Here is a 23992-nt window from a genome sequence, read left to right as displayed (position 1 = left end):
GCGCCGCCTCCGTCATCGTGAAATCGCGAAGACCTATTGCAGGAGCGAGACTTATGGCGATCCATGCCAGCATCTATCACCTGACCCATTACAAATATGACCGCCCCGTAACGCTCGGCCCGCAGATCATCCGGCTGCGACCCGCACCGCATTCGCGCACCCGGGTTATCTCGCATTCGCTCAAGGTCTCGCCCGGCGGGCATTTCGTGAATCACCAGCAGGACCCCTACGGCAACTGGCTGGCGCGCTTCGTCTTCCCCGAGCCGGTGACCGAGCTGAAGATCGAGGTGGACCTGACGGCGGACATGACCGTCTACAACCCGTTCGACTTCTTCACCGAGGAATTCGCCGAGGAATGGCCCTTCGATTATCCCGAAGAACTGCGTGACGACCTGTCGATCTACCGCACGCCAGAGCCGGAAGGCCCGCGTCTGGCGCAGTTCATCGGCGAGATCGACTACACGATAAAAGGGACCGTCAATTTCCTCGTCGCGCTGAATGCGCATATCTCGAAGGTGGTGGATTACACGATCCGCATGGATCCGGGCGTGCAGACGCCTGAGGAAACCTTGGAGATCGGGTCGGGGTCTTGCCGGGACAGCTCGTGGCTGCTGGTGCAGGTGCTGCGCCATCTCGGCTTCGCGGCGCGGTTCGTCTCGGGCTACCTGATCCAGTTGAAGCCCGATCTGGAGGCGCTCGACGGGCCATCGGGCACCGATCACGACTTCACCGACCTGCATGCATGGTGCGAAGTGTTCATCCCCGGTGCGGGCTGGATCGGGCTGGACCCGACGTCCGGATTGCTGACCGGCGAGAGCCACATCCCGCTGGCGGCCACACCCCATTTCCGCAATGCCGCGCCGATCTCGGGGGGCTTCTCCTCTGTCGGCAGCCCGGAGGTGAGTTTCGCTTTCGACATGACGGTGGACCGGGTGGCCGAACATCCGCGCATCACCAAGCCGTTTTCCGACGAGGCCTGGGAGCGGCTCAATGCGCTGGGGCGCAAGGTGGATGAAAGCCTGAGAGCGGGCGATGTGCGTCTGACGATGGGGGGCGAGCCGACCTTCGTCTCGATCGACGATTTCGAGAGCGACGAGTGGAACACCGCCGCCGTGGGGCCGCAAAAGCGCGCGCTGGCCGACGAGCTGATCCGGCGGCTGCGGGATCGCTTCGCGCCGGGGGGCTTTCTGCATTACGGGCAGGGCAAATGGTATCCGGGCGAGAGCCTGCCGCGCTGGACCTTCTCGCTCTACTGGCGGCGCGACGGCAAGCCGATTTGGCGCGACGAGGATCTGATCGCCAAGGAGGGCGACAAGACCGGCGCGGGGCCGGAGGAGGCCGGTACCTTGATGCGCGGCATCGCCGAGCATCTGGGGATCGAGCCCGAGCACGCCCAGCCCGCCTATGAAGACCCGGCCGAATGGATGCTGAAAGAGGGCAACCTGCCGGAGAATGTCACGCCCGATGACAGCAAGCTGAAAAACCCCGAGGATCGCGCGCGCTTCGCCCGGGTCTTCAGTCGCGGGCTGGAGACGCCGACGGGCTACATCCTGCCGGTGCAGCGCTGGCAGGCGAAGGCACAGCCGGGACATCGCTGGCGCTCGGAGAAGTGGAAGACCCGGCGCGGCAAGCTGTTCCTGATCCCCGGGGACAGTCCTGCGGGGTTCCGTCTGCCGCTGGGCGCGCTGCCCTATGTGCCGCCCGCGCAATATCCCTATCACTACGTCACCGATACCTCGCTGCCCAAAGGCGATCTGCCAGACTTCCATGCCGAGATGGAGGCGGCCGCCGAGAAAGGCCTCGTCGACAAGCCCACGGAGGAGCACAGCCAGCCCGTCTCCGAGGCGCAATCGGCCGAGCCGGGGCAGCGGATCGTCGAGCAGGATCTCGATACCATCGACGGCGTCGTGCGCACCGCGATCTCGGTCGAACCGCGCGATGGGCGGCTCTGCGTCTTCATGCCGCCGACCGAGGATCTGGAGGATTACCTCGAACTGATCGCCGCCGCCGAGGAAAGCGCCAAGGCGATGGGACTGCCGATCCATATCGAAGGCTACGCTCCGCCGCATGATCCGCGCCTCAACGTGATCCGGGTCGCGCCCGATCCCGGGGTGATCGAGGTGAATATCCATCCCGCCCATAGCTGGGAGGATTGCGTCGCCACCACCGAGGCGATCTATGAAGAGGCCCGCCAGTCACGGCTGGGCGCCGACAAGTTCATGATCGACGGGCGGCATACTGGAACAGGGGGCGGCAATCATGTGGTTGTCGGGGGAGAGACGCTTCTCGACAGCCCCTTCCTGCGCCGCCCCGATCTGCTGAAATCGCTGATCCTGATCTGGCAGCGGCATCCCTCGCTCAGCTACCTGTTCTCGGGCCTCTTCATCGGCCCGACAAGCCAAGCCCCACGCATCGACGAGGCGCGGCACGATACGCTCTATGAGCTGGAAATCGCACTGAGCCAGATCCATCCGCCTGAGGCAGGCAACGTGCCGCCGCCGTGGTTGGTGGACCGTCTGCTGCGCAACATGCTTACCGATGTGACCGGCAATACCCACCGGGCGGAGATCTGCATCGACAAGATGTATTCGCCCGACGGCCCCACGGGGCGCCTCGGCCTCGTCGAGTTCCGCGGCTTCGAGATGCCGCCGGACCCGCGCATGTCGCTCGCGCAACAACTCCTGCTGCGCGCCATCATCGCGCGGTGCTGGAATGCGCCGGTAGAGGGGCGTCCGGTGCGCTGGGGGACGGTGCTGCATGACCGCTTCATGCTGCCGCATTACCTGTGGGAGGATTTCACCGATCTTCTCGCCGATCTGCGCCGTCACGGTTTCGATCTCGATCCGCAATGGTTCGAGGCGCAATCGGAGTTCCGCTTCCCCTTCTGCGGTCAGATCGAGGCGGAAGGCGTGCATCTCGAGATCCGTCAGGCGTTGGAGCCGTGGCATGTGTTGGGAGAGACCGGGGCCATTGGCGGTACGGTGCGCTATACCGACAGCTCGGTGGAGCGTTTGCAGGTGAAGATGACCTCGCTCCATCAGGACCGCTACAAGGTGATGTGCAACCGTCGTCCCGTGCCGCTGGCGCGCACGCAGGAAAGCGGTGTCTCGGTCGCCGGGGTACGCTTCAAGGCGTGGCAACCTGCGGAGGCGCTGCATCCGACGCTGCCGGTCAATGCGCCACTGACCTTCGACATCTATGACGACTGGACGGGCAGGGCTATCGGGGGCTGCATCTATCACGTGGCCCATCCGGGGGGGCGCAACTACGATACCTTCCCGGTGAACGGCAACGAGGCGGAAGCCCGCCGATTGGCACGCTTCGAGGGGCATGGTCATACACCGGGGGCCTATCGCTCGGAACCGGAGACCCCCCATCCGGAGTTCCCCCTGACGCTTGACCTGCGACGTCCTGTCGGGCTGAGTTGATCCGAGCCTAACGGAGACCCGATGCAAAGCCCCAATACGTCCGACGCTGCGAGCCCGCTCGAACAGCACCCGCTTCTGGTGGGCTATGCGCCCGTGCCGGGCGTGGCCGACGAGCTGTTCGAACGCTCCGGTGCGATGCGGCGCGTCTGGCGGCCCTTCGTGGAGAAGTTCCTGAAGCTCGAGCCGGGAGAGATTCCGCAGCGCTTCGAACGCGCCAATCAGTATCTGCGCGATGCGGGCGTCTATTACCGGCAATATTCCAACGACGTGCTGGCCGAGCGCGAATGGCCGCTGAGCCATATCCCCGTCGTGCTGCATGAAAGCGAGTGGTCGGGCATCTGCGAGGGGCTGGCACAGCGCGCCGATCTGCTGGAGGCGGTGATGGCCGATCTCTACGGGCCGGGAAATCTCGTCTCGAACGGGCATCTGCCGCCCGAACTGATCGCAGGCAACGCGCATTGGATGCGCCCCATGGTGGGGGTGGAGCCCAAGGGGGGGAATTACCTGCATTTCCTCGCCTTCGAGATCGGGCGCTCGCCGGACGGGTCGTGGTTCGTGCTCGGGGATCGGACGCAGGCGCCCTCGGGGGCGGGCTTCGCGCTGGAGAACCGGATGGCCACGGGGCGCATCTTCCCCGAGAGCTTCCCGCGCGATCATATCCATAAGCTCGCCACCTTCTTTGGCGATTTCCGCGCCGCGCTGGAGACGCTTGCGGGGCGGGGCGAGGGCGATATGCGCCGCGCCGCGATCCTGACGCCGGGCCCGGCCAATGACAGCTATTACGAGCATACCTATATCGCGCGCTACCTCGGCCTGTCGCTTCTCGAAGGCGAGGATCTGCTGGTGCAGAATGGCGAGGCGATGGTGCGCACGATCGAAGGGCCGCAACCCTTGGGCGCGCTCTGGCGGCGGATGGATGCGGGTTTCGTCGATCCGCTCGAGATGGACCCCGACACCCAGATCGGCACGCCCGGCCTGATGGAGGCGGTGCGCGAGGGCAATCTCGCGATGGTCAATGCGCTGGGCGCGGGCGTGCTGGAGACCCGCGCGCTGATGGCCTTCCTGCCGAAGATTTCGCGGGTGCTGACGGGGCAGCCGCTCGCCATGCCCAATATCGCGACATGGTGGTGCGGCGGCGCGTCAGAGCGTGCTCATGTCCGCGCCAATGCCGAGACCATGATGATCGGCCCTGCGATGGCGGTGAACCTGCCCTTCGATCTGGATGCCGCGACCGCGCTGGGCGGGCAGTTCCGCTCGGGCGCGGAGGCGCCGATCGCGGATTGGCTGGAGGCCGAGGGTCGGCATCTGGTGGGCCAGGAGGCGGTGACGCTGTCCACGACACCCGCATGGCATGACGACGGGCAGGGCGGCGGCTCGGTCCGGCCCTGTCCGATGACGGTGAGGGTGTTTGCGGCGCGCACGCCGCAGGGCTGGCAGTTCATGAAGGGCGGCTATGCCCGGATCGGGCCGGAGGGCGATGCGACCGCGCTGTCGATGCAGCAGGGCGGGGCCGTCGCCGATGTCTGGATCGTCTCGGACAAGCCGGTGCCCTCGGCGAGCATGGCGCCGCGCCAGACCGGTACCTTCCGGCGCAAAATCCCCGGCACGCTGCCTGCGCGCGCCGCCGACAACCTCTATTGGCTCGGCCGCTATATCGAGCGCTGCGAGGACTCGATCCGGGTGATCCGCGCCTATCACCTGCGCCTCGCCGCGACAGGCAGCCCGGAAGACGAGCGGTTGGCTCGTCTGGCGGAGTTCCTCGGCGCGCACGGGTTCGATATCTCGCAACCCGTGCCCGATGCGCTTTTGCAGCGGCTCGATGCGGCGCAGGCCTGCGCGTCGAAAGTGCGCGACCGGTTCTCGACCGATGGCTGGCTCGCGCTGAAGGACCTGTCGAAGACCGCCCGCGGTATGGTAAGCACCGCGCGCCCCGGCGACGATACGGCGCGCGCGATGGGGGTGCTTTTGCGCAAGATCACCGGGTTCTCCGGTCTGGTGCACGAGAACATGTATCGCTTCGAGGGCTGGCGCTTCCTGTCGATCGGGCGGGCGCTGGAACGCGCCGACGGGATTGCCGCGCTGCTCATCCGTTTCACCGCCGAGGATGCGCCGGAAGGCGCGCTCGATCTGGCGGTGGAGGTGGCCGACAGTGTCATCACCCACCAGCGCCGCTACCGGGTGCGCACCAATCTGGAGACGGTGCTGGACCTGCTGGTGCTCGACGCCGCCAACCCGCGCGCAATTCTGTTTCATCTCAATCGGTTGAAGGGTCTTCTTGATGAGCTTCCCGAGGCGGAGGTGGCCGGGCGTCCGGGCGATCTGCTGCGCGCGCTGATGCCTCTGCGCACGCAGCTCTCGGTGATCGAACCCGAGGAGGTCACGCCGCAAATGTTGCAGCAGATCCGGTCCGACCTGTTCCGGCTCTCCGATCTCGTGTCGCAGAAATATCTGAGGTAATTCGATGCGTTACGAGGTTAAGTTAAAGCTGAGCTACCGGTATAACGCGCCCTCCGATCACGCGCGGACCTTGCTGCGGGTGCTGCCATCGGACATCGCGGGCATGCAGACGGTCACGTCGCGCCTGCTCAGCTTCGATCCGCCGCCCGATGAGCGCCACGACTCGCGCGATTTCTTCGGCAATACGATGACCTCGGCGGTCTGGCACGCGCCGATTGCTGAGATCGGCGTGACCCTCAACGCCAAGATTGACCGGGGGCTCGCGGAGCCGGGGCTGGACCTGTCCTCTCCGCGCGAGGAGCTGGCGCAGGAGATCGCCCAGTTCCGCAGTCTGGCGCCCAATGCACCGCATCATTTTCTCGCGGCCTCACGCCGTGCGGCGCCGACGAAAGAGATGACGGAGTACGCTCAGGCGCAGTTGCAGCCGGGCCAGACCGCGCGCGGCGCGATCGAGGCCGTGGGCCGCGCGTTGCATCTTGAGATGCGTTTTGATGCGGGGGCGACCGATGTGAACACGCCCGCAGCCGAGGCTTTTGCGAACCGCCACGGCGTCTGTCAGGATTTCAGCCATATCATGATTTCCTGCCTGCGCGGGGTGGGGATCCCGGCGGGCTATGTCTCGGGCTTCCTGCGCACCTATCCGCCGCCCGGCCAGCCCCGGCTGGAAGGCGCGGACGCGATGCATGCCTGGGTGCGCGCCTGGGCGGGCGCCGAGACCGGCTGGGTCGAGTTCGACCCGACCAATAATCAATATGCGGGCGAAGATTACATCACCGTCGGCTACGGGCGCGACTATGACGACGTGCCGCCTTTGCGCGGGGCGATGCGCGGCGCAGGCGGTCAGCAAAGCGCGCAGGCGGTGGATGTGATCCCGCTCGATTGAGGCCGCGCAACTCCGGCGCGCCATCGTGCGGCGCGCCGATGGATTCGCACGAAAGCTTCACTGGCTCGTGACCCGCGACGTCGCGGCATTCATTGACCACGTGATCAAAGCACGATTTACTCTTCACCAGTTTGTGTTTGAACCGTCCCACGATGTCGCCCACGCGACCGGAGGGGGCGGCAGCACTCACGAAAAGACCAACCAACAGGAAGGACAGACCATGACCATTCGCTCGATGCTTTTGGCGGGGGCTGCCGCGGTGATGATGACCGCAGGCGGAGCCGGCGCCAAGACGCTCGTTTATTGCTCGGAAGCGTCGCCGGAAGGCTTTGATCCCGCGCCCTACACCTCGGGCACGACGTTCGACGCCTCGTCGCACCCGGTCTACGACCAGCTCGTGGAATTCAAGCCGGGCACGACCGAGATCGAACCGGGCCTCGCAGAAAGCTGGGACGTCTCCGACGACGGCCTGACCTACACGTTCAACCTGCGTAAGGGCGTGAAATTCCACTCGGTCGAAGGCTTCACCCCGAGCCGTGATTTCAACGCCGATGACGTGATTTTCTCGTTCGACCGTCAGGGCAACAAGGACAACCCCTATTACGCTTACGCGCCGGGCGTTTCCTATGAATACTATGCCGGCATGGACATGCCGACGATCATCAAATCGATCGAGAAAGTCGACGATTACACGGTGAAGTTCACCCTGTCCGAGCCGAACGCGCCGTTCCTTGCCGACCTCGCGATGGACTTCGCGTCGATCATGTCGAAGGAATATGCCGACAAGCTCGCCGGCGAAGACCGCAAGGCCGACATCAACAACGTGCCGGTCGGCACCGGTCCGTTCTCCTTCGTGGCTTACCAGAAGGACGCCGTGATCCGCTACAAAGCGAACCCGGACTACTTCAAGGGCAAGACCCCGGTCGACGATCTGATCTTCGCGATCACCCCCGATCCGGCGGTGCGCATGCAGAAGCTGCAGGCGGGCGAATGCCAGATCATGCCGTACCCGTCGCCGGCCGACATTCAGGCGCTCAAGGACGACTCGAACATCAAGGTCGACGAGCAGCCCGGTCTGAACGTGGCTTACCTCGCCTACAACACCACGCAGGCGCCGTTCGACAAGCCGGAAGTCCGCAAGGCGCTGAACATGGCGATCAACAAGGACGCGATCATCGATGCGGTCTTCCAGGGCGCTGGCCAAGTTGCCAAGAACCCGATCCCGCCGACCATGTGGTCCTATAACAAGGACATCAAGGACGACGCCTACGATCCTGAGCAGGCTAAGAAAATGCTCGACGAGGCTGGCGTGAAAGATCTCGAGATGAACATCTGGGCGATGCCCGTGCAGCGGCCCTACATGCCGAACGCACGCCGCACCGCGGAACTGATGCAATCGGATCTCGCCAAGGTCGGCGTCACCGCGAACATCGTCTCCTACGAGTGGGGCGAGTATCTGAAGAAGTCGAAAGATCCGACCCGTGACGGTGCGGTGATCCTCGGCTGGACCGGCGACAACGGCGACCCGGACAACTTCCTCGCGGTTCTGCTGGGCTGCTCGGCGGCTGAAAGCGGTGCGAACCGTGCCTTCTGGTGCGATCAGAAATTCGACGATCTGATCACCAAGGCGCGTCAATCGAGCGATCAGGCCGAACGTACCAAGCTCTATGAGCAGGCTCAGGAAGTCTTCAAAGAGCAGGCGCCGTGGGACACCATCGCCCACTCGACCGTGTTCATGCCGATGTCGACCAAAGTCAGCGGCTACGTGATGAGCCCGCTGGGCGGTCACGACTTCTACGGGGTGGACATCTCGGAGTGATCCTGAGAATACCCGCGTGATTGGGGCGTCCGGGAGACCGGGCGCCTCGCAATACTTTTAGGGGCCAAACATCGGAGACCGATGACCGCTGGCGCAACTGGGTGCGGCGGGCAGGGGCTCCCCACAGGTTCCGAAGAGAACCGCAAACAGGACCGGTGACATGTTACGTTTCATACTCGGCAAGATCCTCTGGCTGATCCCCACGCTGATCGGCATCACGATCGTGGCCTTCGGGTTCGTTCGGGTGCTGCCCGGGGACCCGGTGCTGCTGATGGCAGGCGAGCGCGGGCTGAGCCCCGAACGCCATGCCGAGCTGGCGCATCAGCTCGGCTTCGACCGCCCGCTCTGGCAGCAATATCTCGATTTCATCTGGCAACTCGCCCATGGCAATCTCGGCGACAGCCTCGTGACCCACAAGCCGGTGCTGGGCGAGTTCTTCGCGCTCTTCCCGGCCACGCTGGAGTTGGGCGTCTGCGCGATGTTCCTCGCCGTCGTGATCGGCGTGCCGATCGGCGTGCTGGCCGCAATCAAGCGCGGCTCGTGGTTCGATCAGGCGACGATGGGTACGGCGCTGGTGGGCTATTCGATGCCGATCTTCTGGTGGGGCCTGCTGCTGATCATCCTGTTCTCGGGCATCCTGCAATGGACGCCGGTCTCGGGGCGCATCTCGCTGATGTATTACTTCCCCAACGGCACGGGCTTCATGATCTGGGACGCGCTGATGTCGGGGCAGTCCGGCGCGCTGACCTCGGCGCTGAGCCACCTGATCCTGCCTGCGGTCGTGCTCGCCACGATCCCGCTCGCGGTGATCGCGCGCCAGACCCGCTCGGCGATGCTCGAAGTGCTGGGCGAGGATTACGTGCGCACCGCACGCGCCAAAGGGATGCCGCCGCGCCGCGTCGTGGGCGTCCATGCGTTGCGCAATGCGATGATCCCGGTGATCACCACGATCGGCCTGCAGGTCGGCATGCTGATGGCGGGCGCGATCCTGACCGAGACGATCTTTTCCTGGCCGGGCATCGGCAAATGGATGGTCGATTCGATCTCGCGGCGCGACTACCCCTCCGTGCAGGGCGGTCTGTTGATGATCGCGCTGATCGTGATGTTCGTGAACCTGATCGTGGACCTGCTATACGGTCTGATTAACCCGCGTATCCGGCATAGGTGAGTGACATGTCCGAAGTGACCGAAACCGATATTCCGGCCGGCACGCGCCGCGCGCAATTCGCCGAGTTCTGGTTCTATTTCAAAGAAAACCGTGGGGCCGTGATCGGTCTGGTGGTGTTCGCCCTGATCGCGCTGGCCGCGATCGCGGCACCGCTGATCTCGCCCTTCGATCCCGACACGCAGTTCCGCGACGCGCTTCTGGCGACGCCGCTGACGCATGATGCCAACGGCAACTTCCTGATGGGCACCGATGCGGTCGGGCGCGATATCCTCTCGCGTCTGCTGTTCGGTGCGCGCTTCTCGCTGTTCATCGGCGTGATGGTGGTGCTGCTCGCGCTCTCCGTGGGCGTGATCCTCGGCCTGCTCGCCGGCTGGTTCGGCGGCTGGGTCGATACCGTGATCATGCGGGTGATGGATATCATCCTCGCCTTCCCGTCGCTGCTCTTGGCACTCGTCTTCGTGGCGGTGCTTGGCCCGGGGCTGATCAACGCGATGATCGCCATCGCCATCGTCTACCAGCCGCATTTCGCGCGTCTGACCCGCGCGGCCGTGCTGTCGGAGAAGAACCGCGATTACGTCATGGCGGCCCAAGTGGCGGGCGCGGGCCATATGCGCCTGATGTTCCGCACGGTGCTGCCGAACTGCCTCGCGCCGCTGATCGTGCAGGGCACGCTGAGCTTCTCGAACGCGATCCTCGACGTGGCGGCCCTTGGCTTCCTCGGCATGGGCGCACAGCCGCCGACCCCGGAATGGGGCACGATGCTGTCGGAAGCGCGCGAGTTCATCCTGCGCGCCTGGTGGGTCGTGACCTTCCCGGGTCTCGCGATCCTCGTGACCGTGCTGGCGATCAACCTGATGGGCGACGGCCTTCGCGACGCGCTCGATCCGAAACTGAAGCGGAGCTAAGCCAATGTCCTTGCTGAAAATCCGCAATCTCACCGTCGAATTCGACACCGCTCAGGGCGCGTTCCGTGCCGTGGACGGGATCGATGTCGAAGTCTCGGGCCGCGAAGTGCTCGCCATCGTGGGCGAATCCGGCTCGGGCAAATCGGTCTCGATGCTCGCGGTGATGGGGCTCTTGCCGCCCACCGCGACGATCACCGCCGACGAGATCACCTATGACGGGCGCGACATGCTGAAAATGTCGGGCCGCGAACGTCGCCAGATCATCGGGAAAGAAATCTCGATGATCTTCCAGGAGCCGATCTCCTCGCTCAACCCCTCCTTTACCTGTGGTTATCAGGTCGAGGAAGTGCTGACGCGCCACCTTGGCCTGAAGGGCAAGCATGCCCGCAAACGCGCGCTGGAGCTGTTCGAGCAGGTGGGCATCCCCGATCCCGAGCGGCGGCTGAACAGCTATCCGCACCAGCTCTCGGGCGGGCAGTGTCAGCGCGTGATGATCGCGATGGCCATCGCCTGCAAGCCGCGCCTGCTGATCGCCGACGAGCCGACCACCGCGCTCGACGTGACGATCCAGAAGCAGATCCTCGATCTGCTGATGAGCCTGCAGGAGGAGTACGGCATGGGGCTGATCATGATCACCCATGACATGGGCGTCGTGGCCGAGACCGCCGACCGCGTCTCGGTCCAGTTCAAGGGCCGCAAACTGGAGGAGGCCGACGTGCTCTCACTCTTCGAGAACCCGCAGCATCCCTACACGCGCGCGCTTCTCGCCGCGCTGCCGGAGAACGCGACCGGTGACCGTCTGCTGACCGTCGCCGATGGCTGGGAGGGCGTGCAATGAGTGTGATCCTCGAAGGGCGCGACATCACGCGCGACTACATCGTCTCGGGCGGGTTTCTGCGCGGGGCGAAGACGATCCGGGCGCTGCACGGCATCTCCTTCTCGCTCGAGCAGGGCAAGACGCTGGCCATCGTCGGCGAATCCGGCTGCGGCAAGTCCACGCTGGCGCGCATCCTGACGCTGATCGACCCGGCCAATTCGGGCGACCTGTACATTCAGGGCGAGAAGATCGACATCAAGGAAACCAAGGTGACCTCCGCGTTGCGCGCCAAGGTTCAGATCGTCTTCCAGAACCCCTATTCGTCGCTCAACCCGCGCCAGAAGGTGGGCGAGGTTCTGACCGAGCCGCTGATCATCAACACCGACATCCCCGCCAAGGAGCGCCGCAAGCGCGCCGAGGAGATGCTGGAGAAGGTCGGCCTCGAGCGTCAGCACTACAACCGCTACCCGCATATGTTCTCGGGCGGTCAGCGCCAGCGGATCGCGATCGCGCGTGCGCTGATGCTGAACCCGCAGATCCTCGTGCTGGACGAGCCGGTCTCGGCGCTCGATCTGTCGGTGCAGGCGCAGGTGCTGAACTTGCTCAAAGACCTGCAGGACGAGTTCGACCTGTCCTATATCTTCGTGAGCCACGATCTCTCGGTCGTGCGCTACTTCGCGGATGATGTGATGGTGATGAATGCGGGCGAGGTTGTGGAATATGCCTCGCGCGATCAGATCTTCGCCAATCCGCAGCACGAATACACCAAGACTCTGCTGGCGGCGACGCCGATCGCCGATGTCGAGAAGATCCGCGAGCGGGTCGAGCGCCGCAAGGCGTTCTTGGCTGCGGAGAGCTGAGGGCAGGGCGGCGCCTTAGGGCGGCTTGGAGTTAAGAAGTATGCCCGGGGCGATGCGCCTCGGGCCTTTTCGTTTTGTGCGGGGTTTGTGGCCCATACCTTGGCCCGGGCGACCAGCCCGGGCCGCGCCCGAGCCTCCCCCCGGGAGGGCGCATTGGCGACGACTTCGCAGAAACAGCCGGCATACGGGCTTTAGAGATAAAGCGCACAGCCACAAGCGTATAAACGCGCCCACCCAAGGCTCGGGCCCGTCCCTATTCGCCAAACAAAGACGCACCCTGCGCCGCGACGCGCGGCGCGTTCGCCGCTGAAGCCTTCCACTGGAAGCCTTCCGAGGCGCGGCTCACCCCAAGGCTCGGGCGCCGCCCTTATCTCCCCGACCACGCCGGCGCGCGCTTCTCCAGGAAAGCCCGCGCGCCTTCGGCTGCGTCCTCGCTCGCCATCACGGCTTTCAAGGTCCGCGCGTTCTCCTCCCAAAGCGGGTCGACCGCGCGGCGCTCGATTTCGCGCGACAGGCGCAGGGTCTCGCGTAGGGCCAAAGGCGCGTTCTTCGCGACCTCCTCGGCCAGCGCCAGCGCCGCGTCAAACGCCTGTCCGGCCTCGGCGCGGCGGGCGATCAGGCCCAGATCCCACGCTTCCGCCGTGTCGAACAGCCGCCCCGTCAGGAGCAATTCGCGCGCCCGGGCCGGGGGGATGAGGCTCGCCAGCCGCAGCGCGCCGCCCGCGCCCGCCACCAGACCGCGCAGCACTTCGGGCAGGCCGAAGCGGCAGCCCTCTTCGGCGACGATCATGTCGCAACCCAAGGCGAGTTCGAACCCGCCCGCGAGCGCGGCGCCATGGCAGGCGGCGATGAGAGGTTTGCTGCGGTGGGATTCCGTCAGGCCGCCGAAACCGCCTTCAGCAAATAGTAACTCCTCGACCTTACCTTCGGTGAAAGCGGCGAGGTCCATCCCTGCGCAGAACACCGCGCCTTCGCCGCGCAGGATGCCGATCTGCAGTGCGTCATCCGCTTCCAGACCGGCCACCGCCTCGGCCAGGGCGTGGCCAGCCTCGGCATTGATCGCGTTGCGCCGCTCAGGGCGGTTGAGGGTGATGATCGCGATCTTGCCGCGGGTCTCGAAGAGGACGGGGCTCATAGGGCGGGCTCCTTGGGTAGGCGGGCGCGTAGCGCGTTGCGGATGATCTTGCCGGTGGTGGTCACGGGCATGTCGTCGATCACGTAGATGGCGCGGGGATATTCGTATTTCGCGAGCCGCGCGCGGACATGGGCGGCAAGGTCTTCGCGCAGCGCCTCGGTGTCGGTGTGACCGGGACAAAGCGTGACGAAGGCCGCAACGATCTCGCCTCGCAGCGGATCGGGCTGGCCCACGACGCCCGCCATCTGCACGGCCGGATGCGAGATCAGGCAGTCCTCGATTTCGGCGGGGCCGACGCGGTAGCCGCCGGTCGAGATGATATCGTCGTCGCGCCCCTTGAAGCGCAGCCTGCCGCCTTGGCCGCTGACGCCCCGGTCGCCGGTCAGCAGCCAGCGGCCCTCGGGGCCGGTCACGAATTTCGCCTCGGTCGCGGCGGGCTGGTTGAAATAGCCCAGAAACATCACCGGGTCGGGCGCACGCACCGCGATCGCGCCTTCTTCGCCATCGGGCAAGCGTTCGCCCGTGGCGCTGTCGATGATCGCGACCTCATGGCCTGGCACCGGCCAGCCCATCGCGCCGGGTTCGGGCGCATCGAGGCTCGCGGCGGAGGACACCACCATGTTGCACTCGGTCTGGCCGTAGAATTCGTTGATCGTGACGCCGAGCGCCTTGCGCCCCCAGTCGAGGAGTTGCGCACCCAGAGGCTCGCCCCCCGAGGCGACCGAGCGCATGTCGAGGTTCCACGTCAGGCTCTCGGGATCGGCCTTCATCATCTTCAGCGCGGTGGGCGGCAGGAAGGCATTGCGCACGCCCAGCCGCCGGATCAGATCGGCGGCCGCCTGCGCCGAGAACTTGCGGAAACGGCAGGCCACGACCGGCACGCCGTGATGCAGCGCGGGCAGCAGCACGTCCAAGAGCCCGCCGATCCATGCCCAATCGGCGGGCGTCCATATCCGGTCGCCCTGCTGTGGCAGGAAATCATGGCTCATCTCGACGCCGGGCAGGTGGCCCAAAAGCACGCGGTGGGCATGGAGCGCACCTTTCGGATTGCCCGTGGTGCCCGAGGTGTAGATCAGCACGCCGGGGGTCTCGGCGCTGGTATCGACGGGGGTGAAGTCGGGCGAGGCCTCGGCGAGGGCTGCGTTGAAATCGGCCACGCCTTCCGCGCCGGTCCCGCCGTCATCGGTGACGAAAACGGTCTCAAGATCGGGCAATTCGGAGCGGATCGCGGCGATTACCTCGTAGCTCGCCGGGTCGGTCACCAGCACCCGCGCGCCGCTGTCGCGCAGCCGGTGCAGCAGCGCCTCGGGGCCGAACAAGGTAAACAGCGGCAGAGAGACGCAGCCCGCCTTGAAAGCCGCGATATGGGCGATGGCGGTCTCGCGGCGTTGCGGCAGCAGGATCGCCACCCGGTCGCCGGTCTCACGCCCGTCGCCGCCCACGCCTAGCCCGGCCAGCACATTGGCGAAGCGGTTGGACGCCTCGCGCAACGCGCCGAAACTTGTCTCGCGCACCGCGCCGTAGCCGTCCTCTTCGACCTCGATCAGCGCGACGCGGTCGGGTTCGCGCGCGGCCCATTTGTCGCAGGTGTCGACGCCGATATTGTAGCGCTCGGGTATATCCCATCGAAACGCAGCCCGTGTGGCCGCGTAATCCTTGCCGCGTGACAGCACCGGCTTTCCTCCCAATTTGCAAGCGGCGCGGGGGCCGCTCTCCTCCGCGCGCTACCAAAGCGCGCAGAGCCGGGAATGTCCATCTCTGCTCACGGGCTCGTGAGGGTCGCATCGGGCCCAAGCCGCCCCGCCGCCAGCGCGCTCAAACCCACCATCACCGTCGCGGTGATCATCACGGCCGGCAGCCCGCCCATCTGGTAGCTCAGCCCCGACAGCAGCGTGCCGATCAGCCGCCCGCCCGCATTGGCCATGTAGTAGAAGCCCACATCCATCGTCACCCGCTCGGCCTGCGTGAAGGCGAGGATGAGATAGGAGTGGAGCGACGAATTCACCGCGAAGATCGCGCCGAAGGCCAGCAGACCCACGACCAGCACGGTGCTGAGCCACAGCGACGGCGTCGGGTCGATCAGCACGGCGGCGCTGAGAAGGGCAGGCACGGCAAGCAGCGCCAGCGCCCAGTGCCGCGCGGCGCCCACCAGCGCGCTCTCGGGGCGGGATTTGGCCTTCAGGATGCGCGGGGCGGCGGCCTGCACCGCGCCGTAAAGGATGATCCAGAGCGCCATGAAGGTGCCGACGAGGAAGAAGGCCGCGCGGTCGCCCGCGTGTGTGCCGTCCGACAGGACCGCGTAGAAATAGATCGGGATGCCGACGACGAACCAGACGTCGCGCGCGCCGAACAGGAAGACCCGCGCCGCGGAGAGCCAGTTCACATTGGCCGATTTCGAGAAGACTTCCGAGAATTTCGCGCCCTTGCGCCCGCGCGGCAGGCCCGGCGGCATCGTCACCACGATCGCGGCGAGGATCAGCGCGAGCACCACTGCCATCGCGACCACCGCGTAATCGAAGCCGAGCGCGGCCAGCAGCGCCGCGCCGAGCAGGAAGCCTACGCCCTTTACTGCGTTCTTCGATCCGGTCAGCACCGCGACCCATTTGAAGAGCCCGCCCTTGCCGGTCGGCGCCAGCAGCTTCACCGCCGATTTCGAGGACATTTTCGCAAGGTCTTTGGCGACCCCGCTGAGGCCTTGCACCACCATCACATAGGTCACTGACGCGCCAATCGCCCAACCCGGGTTCAGCTGCGCCAGCGCGATCAGCGCCACGACCTGCAGCGACAGCCCAGCATAAAGCGTCGAGACCAGCCCGAACCGCGCCGCGATCCAGCCCGCCGAGAGGTTCGTCACCATCCCCGCCACTTCATACAGGATGAACAGGTAAGCCAGCTGCACCGGCGAGAAGCCCAGCGTGTGGAAATGCAGCAGCACCAGCATCCGGAGTGCGCCGTCGGTGAGCATGAAGGCCCAATAGGCCGCCGTCACCGCGATATAGGCGGAGAAGCCCTCGGGGCGGCTGGCGGGGTTGTCGGTCACAGCGACGCCCCCACCATCAGCGCGACATCGGCCAGTCGGTAGGCATAGCCCATCTCGTTGTCATACCACGCATAGACCTTCACCTGCGTGCCGTTCACCACCATCGTCGAGGGCGCGTCGATTATCGAGGAGCGGATGTCGTTGGTGTAATCCGACGACACCAGCGGGCGCGTCTCGTAGCCGAGGATACCGGTCAGATCGCCCTCAGCGGCGGATTTGAACAGTGCGTTGACCTCTTCGGCGGTCGTTTCGCGTTCGACCTCGAAGACGCAATCGGTGAGCGAGGCGTTGAGCAGCGGCACGCGCACTGCGTGGCCATTCAACCGCCCCTTCAGCTCGGGATAGATCAGCGTGATCGCGGTGGCCGAGCCGGTCGTGGTCGGGATCAGCGAATTGAGCGCCGAGCGCGCGCGACGCAGGTCCTTGGCGGGGCGATCCACGATGGTCTGGGTGTTGGTCACATCATGGATCGTCGTGATCGACCCGTGTTTGATCCGCAGGTTTTCGTGGATGACCTTCACCACCGGGGCAAGGCAATTCGTGGTGCAGCTCGCCGCCGTCACGATGCTATGCGCAGCCGGGTCATAGGCGTCATTGTTCACGCCATAGACGATATTCGCGGTCGGGCCGTCCTTCACCGGGGCGGAGACCACGACCTTCTTCACGCCGGCTTCGAAATAGGGGGCGAGCGCGGCTTCGGATTTGAACACGCCGGTGCAGTCGATCACCACGTCGACCCCGTCCAGCGGCAGGTCTTCGATCTTGCGCGTGCCGATGAAGGGTAGGCGGGTGCCGTCGATGGTGACGCTGTCCGCGTCGCTCGCGAACTCCGCGTCCCAGCGGCCATGAACGGAGTCGAATTCCAGCAGATGCGCCTGCATCGCAGCATCGCCCACCGCATCGTTGATCCATGCGATCTTCGCGCCGCGTTCCAGAAGCGGCTTCAAGGCGAGTTTCCCGATGCGGCCGAGGCCATTGAGGGCGTAGGTGGTCATGGTCGTTCCTTCAGTTGCGGCCGATGTCATCGACGGCGGATTGCAGCGCGATGCGGTCGAGCGTGGTCAGGGGCAGGGCGGCGAAGGCCTCGATCCGGCGGTGAAGCGCGCCATAGGCCTGCTGGAAGGCCAGCGCGCGCTCGGCCTCGGTGCCGGTCGCCTTTACCGGGTCGGGCATCCCCCAATGGCCGCTGATCGGCTGGCCGGGCCAGGGTGGGCATTCCTCGTTGGCGGCGAGATCGCAGACGGTGAAGACGAAATCGAGCGGGGGCGCGTCTTCGCCCTGAAACTCCGCGATGGTCTTGGCCCGCAGGGGGGTGACATCATGGCCCTTGTCGCGCAGCACCTGCATCGCGAAGGGGTTCAGCTCGGAATAGGGTTTCGTGCCCGCCGAATAGGCGTTGAACCGATCGCCCGCGCGGTCTCGCAGGATCGTTTCGGCGAGGATGGAGCGCGCCGAGTTGCCGGTGCAGATGAAGAGCACGTTAAATTTCCGGCCCGCCGCAGATCGCGTCATAGCGGTGTCTCCACTTGGATCGGGTTGCGTGAGAGGGGAGCAGATATCGGGGCGGCCCTGACAGCAGTCGATCAGCAGCGCGTCGAAGAGGCTGCGCACGGTCTCCATCTCGATCCCGTAGCGCAGCGAGGTGCCCGCCCGCGTCTGACCGATCAGCCCGACTTCGCTCAGCGCTGCCAGATAGGCCGAGAGCGTCGAGGGTTTCAGCTCCAGCGCCGCGCCGATCTCGCCGGCGGGCAGCCGGTCGGGATACCGGCGCATCAGGAGCCGGAAGATCGCAAGGCGTTGCGCATGGCCCAGCACGGTGAGCCTCTGAGGTGTCATCTGATCCATATTTCGAGGTTTTACGAAATAAGAGAGTCGGATCAAGTGAAGCTTTGATGACAGAGAGCTATACGCGCATAGGTTGTAGACAATCCCCTCAAAACTCCCGTGATATCAACGCACCCGGAAACACTCACAAATTCGTGAAGATTCAACAAAATAGGGCCGAAACGAGACTGCCCTAACGTCATGCGAATGCAGAATCCCCAGCAAAGCAAAGAGAATAAACGAGAATTCGCGTCGCGCGCGAAAGGGCAAACGGCACTGAGAACGGCAATTATGGTCGGTCTGCCATAATTTCTGCCGCATTTCGGACATGACTGGGCAAGAGAACTTTAAGCACGAACCGACCCAGCCGGTGCGTCGCCAAGAAGGGGGCGCGCGCCGTCCCTGTAACATTGGTGGTCGCGGTCGGCATGGGCGTGCCGGACCGTGTGTCACCCAAAAATCCGCATCGCCCCTGCGGAAAAGGAGAGCTCCCTCGTGTATGAAGCGAATTCCATCTTTGATTGGCATCGCCGTGGTTTCGAGGCGCTCAATTCTTACTGGGAGACGCTCGACCAGCTTGAACAGGCCGTAAAGGACGTCTCGGACGCCGATCTGGGGTTCGTCGAAGATCAGCTCGACACCGTTCTCGAGATGATCGACGCGTTCGAGCCGACCGTCAGCGTCATCGGCCAGGTCAAAGCGGGAAAAAGCACCCTTCTCAATGCGTTGATCGGCAAGCCGGGGATGCTGCCCTCGGATGTGAACCCGTGGACCTCGGTGATCACGGCGCTGCATCTGAACGCGCGCCACCGCCCGATGGACACGCGCGCGCTGTTTCGCTTCTTCGACCGCCACGAATGGGATCGGCTTGTGGCGACGGGCGGGCGTCTGGGCGAGATGGCCAACCGGGCGGGCTTCGAGACCGAGGCCGAAAGCGTGCGCAAACAGGTCACCGCGATGCGCGACGCGACCGAAGCGCGGCTTGGGGAGCAATTCGAAGAGCTTCTGGGCACCAGCCGCGCGTTCCCGACGCTCGATAAGGCGGTGCTGGATCAATATATCTGCTACGGCGATCCCGACGATCTGGCCGAGGGGGCCAGCGAGGGCACCTATGCCGATCTGACGAAATCCGCCGATCTCTATCTCGATCTGCCGCATCTGCCGCGGGGCCTGTGCCTGCGCGACACGCCGGGCGTGAACGACACGTTCATGATGCGCGAGCAGATCACGCTGAACGCCATCGGCGACAGCCGCGCCTGTATCGTCGTGCTCTCGGCCCATCAGGCGCTGACCACGATGGATCTGGCGCTTTTGCGCATCATCTGCGCGATCGACGCGCGCGAGGTGGTGATCTTTGTCAACCGCATCGACGAGCTGGAAGACCCGCGTGGGGCGCAGACCGCGATCCGCAACTCAATCCGCAAGACGCTGGGCCGGATGGGGCTGGGCGAGGAGATCGAGATCCTTTTCGGCTCGGGCTACTGGGCCAATTGCGCGATGGGCGATGTGAGTGAGATGGCGCCCGCCAGCCGCGCCGCACTGGAGAAGATGACCGGCGCCACGCCCAGCAGCGAGACCGAGCTGCGTCAGCGCGCGATGGAAGCGTCCGGGATCGGTGCGCTGATGCAGGCCGTCGTCACCCGCATCGTCGACGGGCCGGGGCAGGCCGTGCTGGGCGATGTGCAGGACGAGCTGGAGCGCATCATCGAACGCGCCGAGACCGTCGATAGCGTCGCCCGCGTCGCCGATCCGTCCACCATTCTCAGCGAGTCGAAATTGATGCTCCGCCTCGCCGAGATCGAGGAAGAGGCGGTCTCTGCCTTCAATAACGAGGCGGCGGGGCTGCGCGCAGAGCTGCGCGAGCGGCTCGACCGCGCGCAGGAGCAATTCGTGGCCTCGGCGCTGGAGGCCCTGCAATCGCATATCGACACTTATGGCGAGATCGGCGCGTGGACCCATGACCCGACCGCGCTGCGCATGGCAATGAAGACGGCTTTCGCGTCCAATTGCGCGCGGCTGCGGCGCAAGGGCGAAGCGGCGCTCGATATGGTCAGCGACGGGATCGATACCTTCCTCGCCGCCGAGTTCGGCGTGATCCGCGAGGCCGATGTGAGCCGCTTCCCCGAACAGCCGCAACATCGCGCGCCGACCGTGCTGGCGCGGATGATCACGCTGGATATGCAGGGTGCGTGGTGGCGCCGTTATTGGCGGTTCAATCGCAAGGGGGCGGCGCAGGCGCGCTACCGCGAGGTGATCATCGCAGAAACCACGCCGCTGATCGAAGACCTGATGACCGAGTATTTCGACCCCGCCATCGTGCGCAGCCGCGAGATCGTGGAGCGCTTCGCCTTCGATCAGGGGCAGTTCTGCAAAGCGGTGCGCGAGCGCTGCCTGTCGGGCGCGTCCGGTCACGATAAGGAAAGGCTCTCGGCATGAACTCGCTGCGCAAACGTGAACGCCCCGACTTGCCGGACCTGTCGAAAGCGCAGCTTCCGCAGGCCACTCCGAAACCGCGCAAGCTGCGGGTTCTGGTCGCGGGCGAATTCTCGGCCGGGAAAACCAGCCTTATCAACGGGTTGCTGGGCGAGAAAGTGCTGCCCTCGCATGTCACCGCGACCGCGTTACCGCCGATCTGGCTGGTGCGCGGCGGGGACCGGGCGCAGCTTTGGATCGACAAGGAAGAGGTCGCGCGCCCGCTCTCCGATCTGGCGCAGCTCAATCTGGAGAAGGCGCGCTATTGCGTGATCGCCCATAACGCGCCGATCCTCGAGCGGATCGACATCATCGACACGCCCGGTTCGTCGGACCCGAACATGCCGATGGAAAGCTGGCAGCGGATGCTGCGCTATGCCGATCTGGTGATCTGGTGCACCAACGCGACGCAGGCGTGGCGGCAAAGCGAGAAGGCGGTCTGGGACGAAATGCCCGAGGCGCTGCTGGAACACCCGATGCTGGTGGTGACCCATGGCGACCGTCTGCCCGACGAGCGCACCCGCGCGCGACTGATGCGCCGGGTCGAGCGCGAGGCGGGGGAGGTCTTCCCGACGATCCGTCTGGCCGCGCTGACCGAGCCGGGGGATGTGGCGCAGATCGCGCGCGAGATCGAGCGGCTGGTCGGGCAGATCGATCAGCCTTCGGGGGCCGCGAATGAGACGGTCGCGAAATTCGTGGGCGAGCGTGACGTGATCGCCTTCCCGAAACCGCGCACGCCGGTCAAGCCGCGCCGTCTGCGCTCGGCGCGTCTGATCAAGGCGGAAAGCGCGGAGCTGCCCGAGGTGACGGATGCCGAGCCGCTGATCCTCGACTCGCCGCTGCCCGACTATCCGCCTGCCGAGATCGCCCCGATGCCGGGCCCGGCCCGCGCGCTGTGGGAGGAACTCACTGCGGGCCACGCCTTCACGGATGCCGCGGATGTCCTCGCCCATGTCGAACATCTGCTTGATCGGCTGGATGCCGAACCCCCGACCGAATTCGAGCCAGCCTACGCGAGCAAGAGGACCAAGCCATGAAGATTGCCCCGCAACTGCGTAAGGAACTCGACTTTCTCAACGGCGCGCTCGACCGGATCGAGGCCTCCGTCGAACGCAGCGCCCGTCCGCGCATCCGCGATCTGCGCTTGCGGCTGCATGACTGGGCGGCGCGCGTGGCGGTGATCGGGCAGGTGAAGGCGGGCAAGTCGACCTTCCTCAACGCCTTCCTGCACCAGCACGATTTTCTGCCCTCGGATGTGAATCCGTGGACTTCGGTGGTGACCAATATGCGCATCAACCTGCCCGAAGATCCGGTGACGGGCGCGCGGTTCGAGTTCTTCTCGGAAGCCGATTGGGACGAGATCATCAATGGCGGCACCCGCATCCGCAAGCTGACCGAAGAGCTGCTGCCGGGGTTCGATACCGACATCCTGCGCGAGCAGTCCGAGCAGATGCGCCGCCGCGCCCAGAGACGTCTCGGCAAGCATTACCAGATGCTGCTGGGTCAGCATCACGATTACGACTTCCTCGCACCCGATCTGCTGCAACGCTATGTCTGCGCAGGGCCCGGGGCAGATGACGGGTTGGAGCGCGAGGCCCTTGGCCGCTATGCCGCGCTCACGAAAAGCGCCAATATCTACATGCGCTTGCCCGAGTTTCAGGTACCCACGATCATCACCGACACGCCCGGCGTGAACGACCCGTTCCTCGTGCGCGACGAGTTCACCTGTCGCTCGCTCGACCGCTCGGACGTGTTCATCATGGTGCTCTCCGCGCATCAGCCGCTGACCGATGTCGACCTCGCCCTGATCCGCATTCTCGCCAAGCAGGACGACAAGGATGTGCTGATCTTCCTCAACCGGATCGACGAGCTGGACGATTACGCGGTCGAAGTGCCGCGCGTGATCGCCGATGTGTCGCGCCGTCTGCGCGCCGCGATCCCCGATATCGATTTCAAGATCGTCGCGGGCAGCGCCTATCTCGCCGATCTGACGCAGCGCTCCGACGAGGAGGCCGCCTGGGCGCGCGCCGAGATGGATTCGATGGAGCTGGCGCAGTACCTGTATTCGCGCTTTGGCCGCGTGCCCGAGGACCCGATCGACCGGCTGCTGCTGGCCTCGGGCGTCGAAGAGGTCAAACATGTGCTCTCTGCCGTGATCGACGGCGGGGTCGGGCGTCAGCAGCTCGCCCAGCTGCGCGGCGATCTGCGCGCGGAGCTGTCGGGGATGCAATTCGTCGCCCGCCGCGAACGCGACACGCTGCAGATGCAGATCGAGAGCATCCGCTCGGACGTGGCGGAGGCCGCGATCGAGGAAATGAGCGGCGAGATCGCGGCGACGGAATCGCTGCGCGGTGCGCTCGAAAACCATGTCGAGAGCGCCGAGCATCAGATCGAAGCGGTGCTCAACCGCGGCTGGTCGGCGCTGGAGACGCGGCTCAACAAGAGCATCGAGGATTTCGTCCTGAGCCAGCGCGATCGGTTCGAGGATGTCCTGCGCACCAACCGGATCCGCGACGGCCGTCCGCCGCGCAGCTTCGAGACCGACACGACCGCGCTGCAGATCGCGCTCGAACGCGAGGTGACGAAAAGCTACGCCCGGTCGCGTGCCGCGATCGACGTGCTGCTCGACAATGCGATCCATGCCTGCCGCACCACGGTGGCGGACCGGTTCGACGATCCCAGCGAAGAAATCGACCTGTCGGATATGCCGCATGACACTTTCACCTCGACGCTGACGCTGACCCGGCGCGCGCTGCGCATCAACTTCGCGCTGGAGCGGGGCTGGGCCTTCTGGCGCGGTCCGACCGTGAATATCGAGAAGACCCTCGACGGGTTGCGGATCGTGGCGGCGGAAGAGCTGCGCCCGGCGGTGGAGAAGATCCTGCAGGCCTATGGCGAGGCGCTGGTAGAACGCGCCAGCGCAGGCGGGTCGCGGCTGCGGGTGATGGTGCGGATGATGGAGATGATCGTGCGCGAGCGGACCTTGCAGCTCAAACAGGAGCGGGCCGAGTTGGAACGGCTGGCCCGTGATCCGCAGATGCAAAGCCGCCTGGCGTCCCGAATCCAGAGCAAGCTGGAAGTTCTCGAACGGCGTCTGATCAATCTCGGCGCGATCGAGAGCGCCGTCAGCAGCACCATGATGCCGCGGCGCAAACCCGCGACGCGCGCAGCGTAAGGGCGAAAG

The 23992-nt window shown here is 65.4% G+C and carries 16 protein-coding genes; 11 read left to right on the top strand and 5 right to left on the bottom strand.

Going from position 1 to position 23992, the window contains the following annotated elements; all coding sequences use genetic code 11:
* The first annotated feature begins 53 nt into the window (after positions 1–53).
* The 8 genes from F8R15_RS09445 (at position 54) to F8R15_RS09410 (ending at position 12337) form a co-directional block, all read left to right on the top strand.
* A complete protein-coding gene (locus F8R15_RS09445; RefSeq protein WP_152844395.1) occupies positions 54–3428 on the top strand; it encodes a DUF2126 domain-containing protein in 3375 nt (1124 codons plus the stop codon).
* A gap of 21 nt (positions 3429–3449) precedes the next feature.
* On the top strand, positions 3450–5885 hold the full coding sequence (locus F8R15_RS09440) for a circularly permuted type 2 ATP-grasp protein (RefSeq protein WP_152844394.1): 2436 nt from the start codon (positions 3450–3452) through the stop codon (positions 5883–5885).
* Positions 5886–5889: 4 nt separating this feature from the next.
* Positions 5890–6768 carry a transglutaminase family protein gene (locus F8R15_RS09435; RefSeq protein WP_152844393.1) on the top strand — a complete coding sequence of 293 codons (879 nt, stop codon included), beginning with the start codon at positions 5890–5892 and terminating at the stop codon, positions 6766–6768.
* A gap of 220 nt (positions 6769–6988) precedes the next feature.
* On the top strand, positions 6989–8587 hold the full coding sequence (locus F8R15_RS09430; RefSeq protein ID WP_078540627.1) for an ABC transporter substrate-binding protein: 1599 nt from the start codon (positions 6989–6991) through the stop codon (positions 8585–8587).
* Positions 8588–8747: 160 nt separating this feature from the next.
* Complete coding sequence (locus F8R15_RS09425) at positions 8748–9755, top strand: ABC transporter permease subunit (protein WP_152844392.1); 1008 nt, start codon at positions 8748–8750, stop codon at positions 9753–9755.
* Positions 9756–9760: 5 nt separating this feature from the next.
* A complete protein-coding gene (locus F8R15_RS09420) occupies positions 9761–10660 on the top strand; it encodes an ABC transporter permease subunit (protein WP_152844391.1) in 900 nt (299 codons plus the stop codon).
* Positions 10661–10664: 4 nt separating this feature from the next.
* Positions 10665–11498: an ABC transporter ATP-binding protein gene (locus F8R15_RS09415; protein ID WP_078520872.1), complete on the top strand. Its 834-nt coding sequence runs from the start codon at positions 10665–10667 to the stop codon at positions 11496–11498.
* Complete coding sequence (locus tag F8R15_RS09410) at positions 11495–12337, top strand: dipeptide ABC transporter ATP-binding protein (protein WP_078540628.1); 843 nt, start codon at positions 11495–11497, stop codon at positions 12335–12337. Before F8R15_RS09415 ends, F8R15_RS09410 begins: the two co-directional genes overlap by 4 nt.
* Before the next feature lie 367 nt (positions 12338–12704).
* Here F8R15_RS09410 and F8R15_RS09405 read toward each other — a convergent pair whose 3' ends face one another.
* The 5 genes from F8R15_RS09405 to F8R15_RS09385 form a co-directional block, all read right to left on the bottom strand.
* Positions 12705–13472 carry a crotonase/enoyl-CoA hydratase family protein gene (locus F8R15_RS09405; RefSeq protein WP_152844390.1) on the bottom strand — a complete coding sequence of 256 codons (768 nt, stop codon included), beginning with the start codon at positions 13470–13472 and terminating at the stop codon, positions 12705–12707.
* Positions 13469–15145, bottom strand: coding sequence for an AMP-binding protein (locus tag F8R15_RS09400; RefSeq protein ID WP_368731026.1), 1677 nt, complete (start codon positions 15143–15145; stop codon positions 13469–13471). The genes F8R15_RS09405 and F8R15_RS09400 overlap by 4 nt, the downstream gene beginning before the upstream one ends.
* Before the next feature lie 89 nt (positions 15146–15234).
* Complete coding sequence (gene arsJ, locus F8R15_RS09395; RefSeq protein WP_368731025.1) at positions 15235–16512, bottom strand: organoarsenical effux MFS transporter ArsJ; 1278 nt, start codon at positions 16510–16512, stop codon at positions 15235–15237.
* Positions 16509–17507 (bottom strand): ArsJ-associated glyceraldehyde-3-phosphate dehydrogenase, encoded by a 999-nt coding sequence (locus tag F8R15_RS09390; protein ID WP_152844389.1) that lies wholly within the window; start codon positions 17505–17507, stop codon positions 16509–16511. The genes arsJ and F8R15_RS09390 overlap by 4 nt, the downstream gene beginning before the upstream one ends.
* Positions 17508–17517: 10 nt before the next feature.
* Entirely contained in the window at positions 17518–18357 is an 840-nt protein-coding gene (locus F8R15_RS09385) for a helix-turn-helix domain-containing protein (RefSeq protein ID WP_152844388.1), read from the bottom strand.
* A 474-nt stretch (positions 18358–18831) separates the two neighbouring features.
* On the opposite strand from F8R15_RS09385, the gene F8R15_RS09380 reads away from it, so the two are divergent.
* The 3 genes from F8R15_RS09380 to F8R15_RS09370 are packed head-to-tail and all read left to right on the top strand — an operon-like array spanning position 18832 to position 23983.
* Positions 18832–20772: a dynamin family protein gene (locus F8R15_RS09380; protein ID WP_152844387.1), complete on the top strand. Its 1941-nt coding sequence runs from the start codon at positions 18832–18834 to the stop codon at positions 20770–20772.
* Complete coding sequence (locus tag F8R15_RS09375) at positions 20769–21845, top strand: dynamin family protein (protein ID WP_152844386.1); 1077 nt, start codon at positions 20769–20771, stop codon at positions 21843–21845. The genes F8R15_RS09380 and F8R15_RS09375 overlap by 4 nt, the downstream gene beginning before the upstream one ends.
* A complete protein-coding gene (locus F8R15_RS09370; protein WP_078540636.1) occupies positions 21842–23983 on the top strand; it encodes a dynamin family protein in 2142 nt (713 codons plus the stop codon). Before F8R15_RS09375 ends, F8R15_RS09370 begins: the two co-directional genes overlap by 4 nt.
* Positions 23984–23992: the final 9 nt, after the last annotated feature.

The organism is Thioclava sp. JE_KL1 (genome assembly GCF_009296265.1).
GTDB lineage: Bacteria > Pseudomonadota > Alphaproteobacteria > Rhodobacterales > Rhodobacteraceae > Thioclava.
The sequence above is the reverse complement of the archived record's forward strand: the minus strand, read 5'-3'. Positions and strand labels throughout refer to the sequence as shown.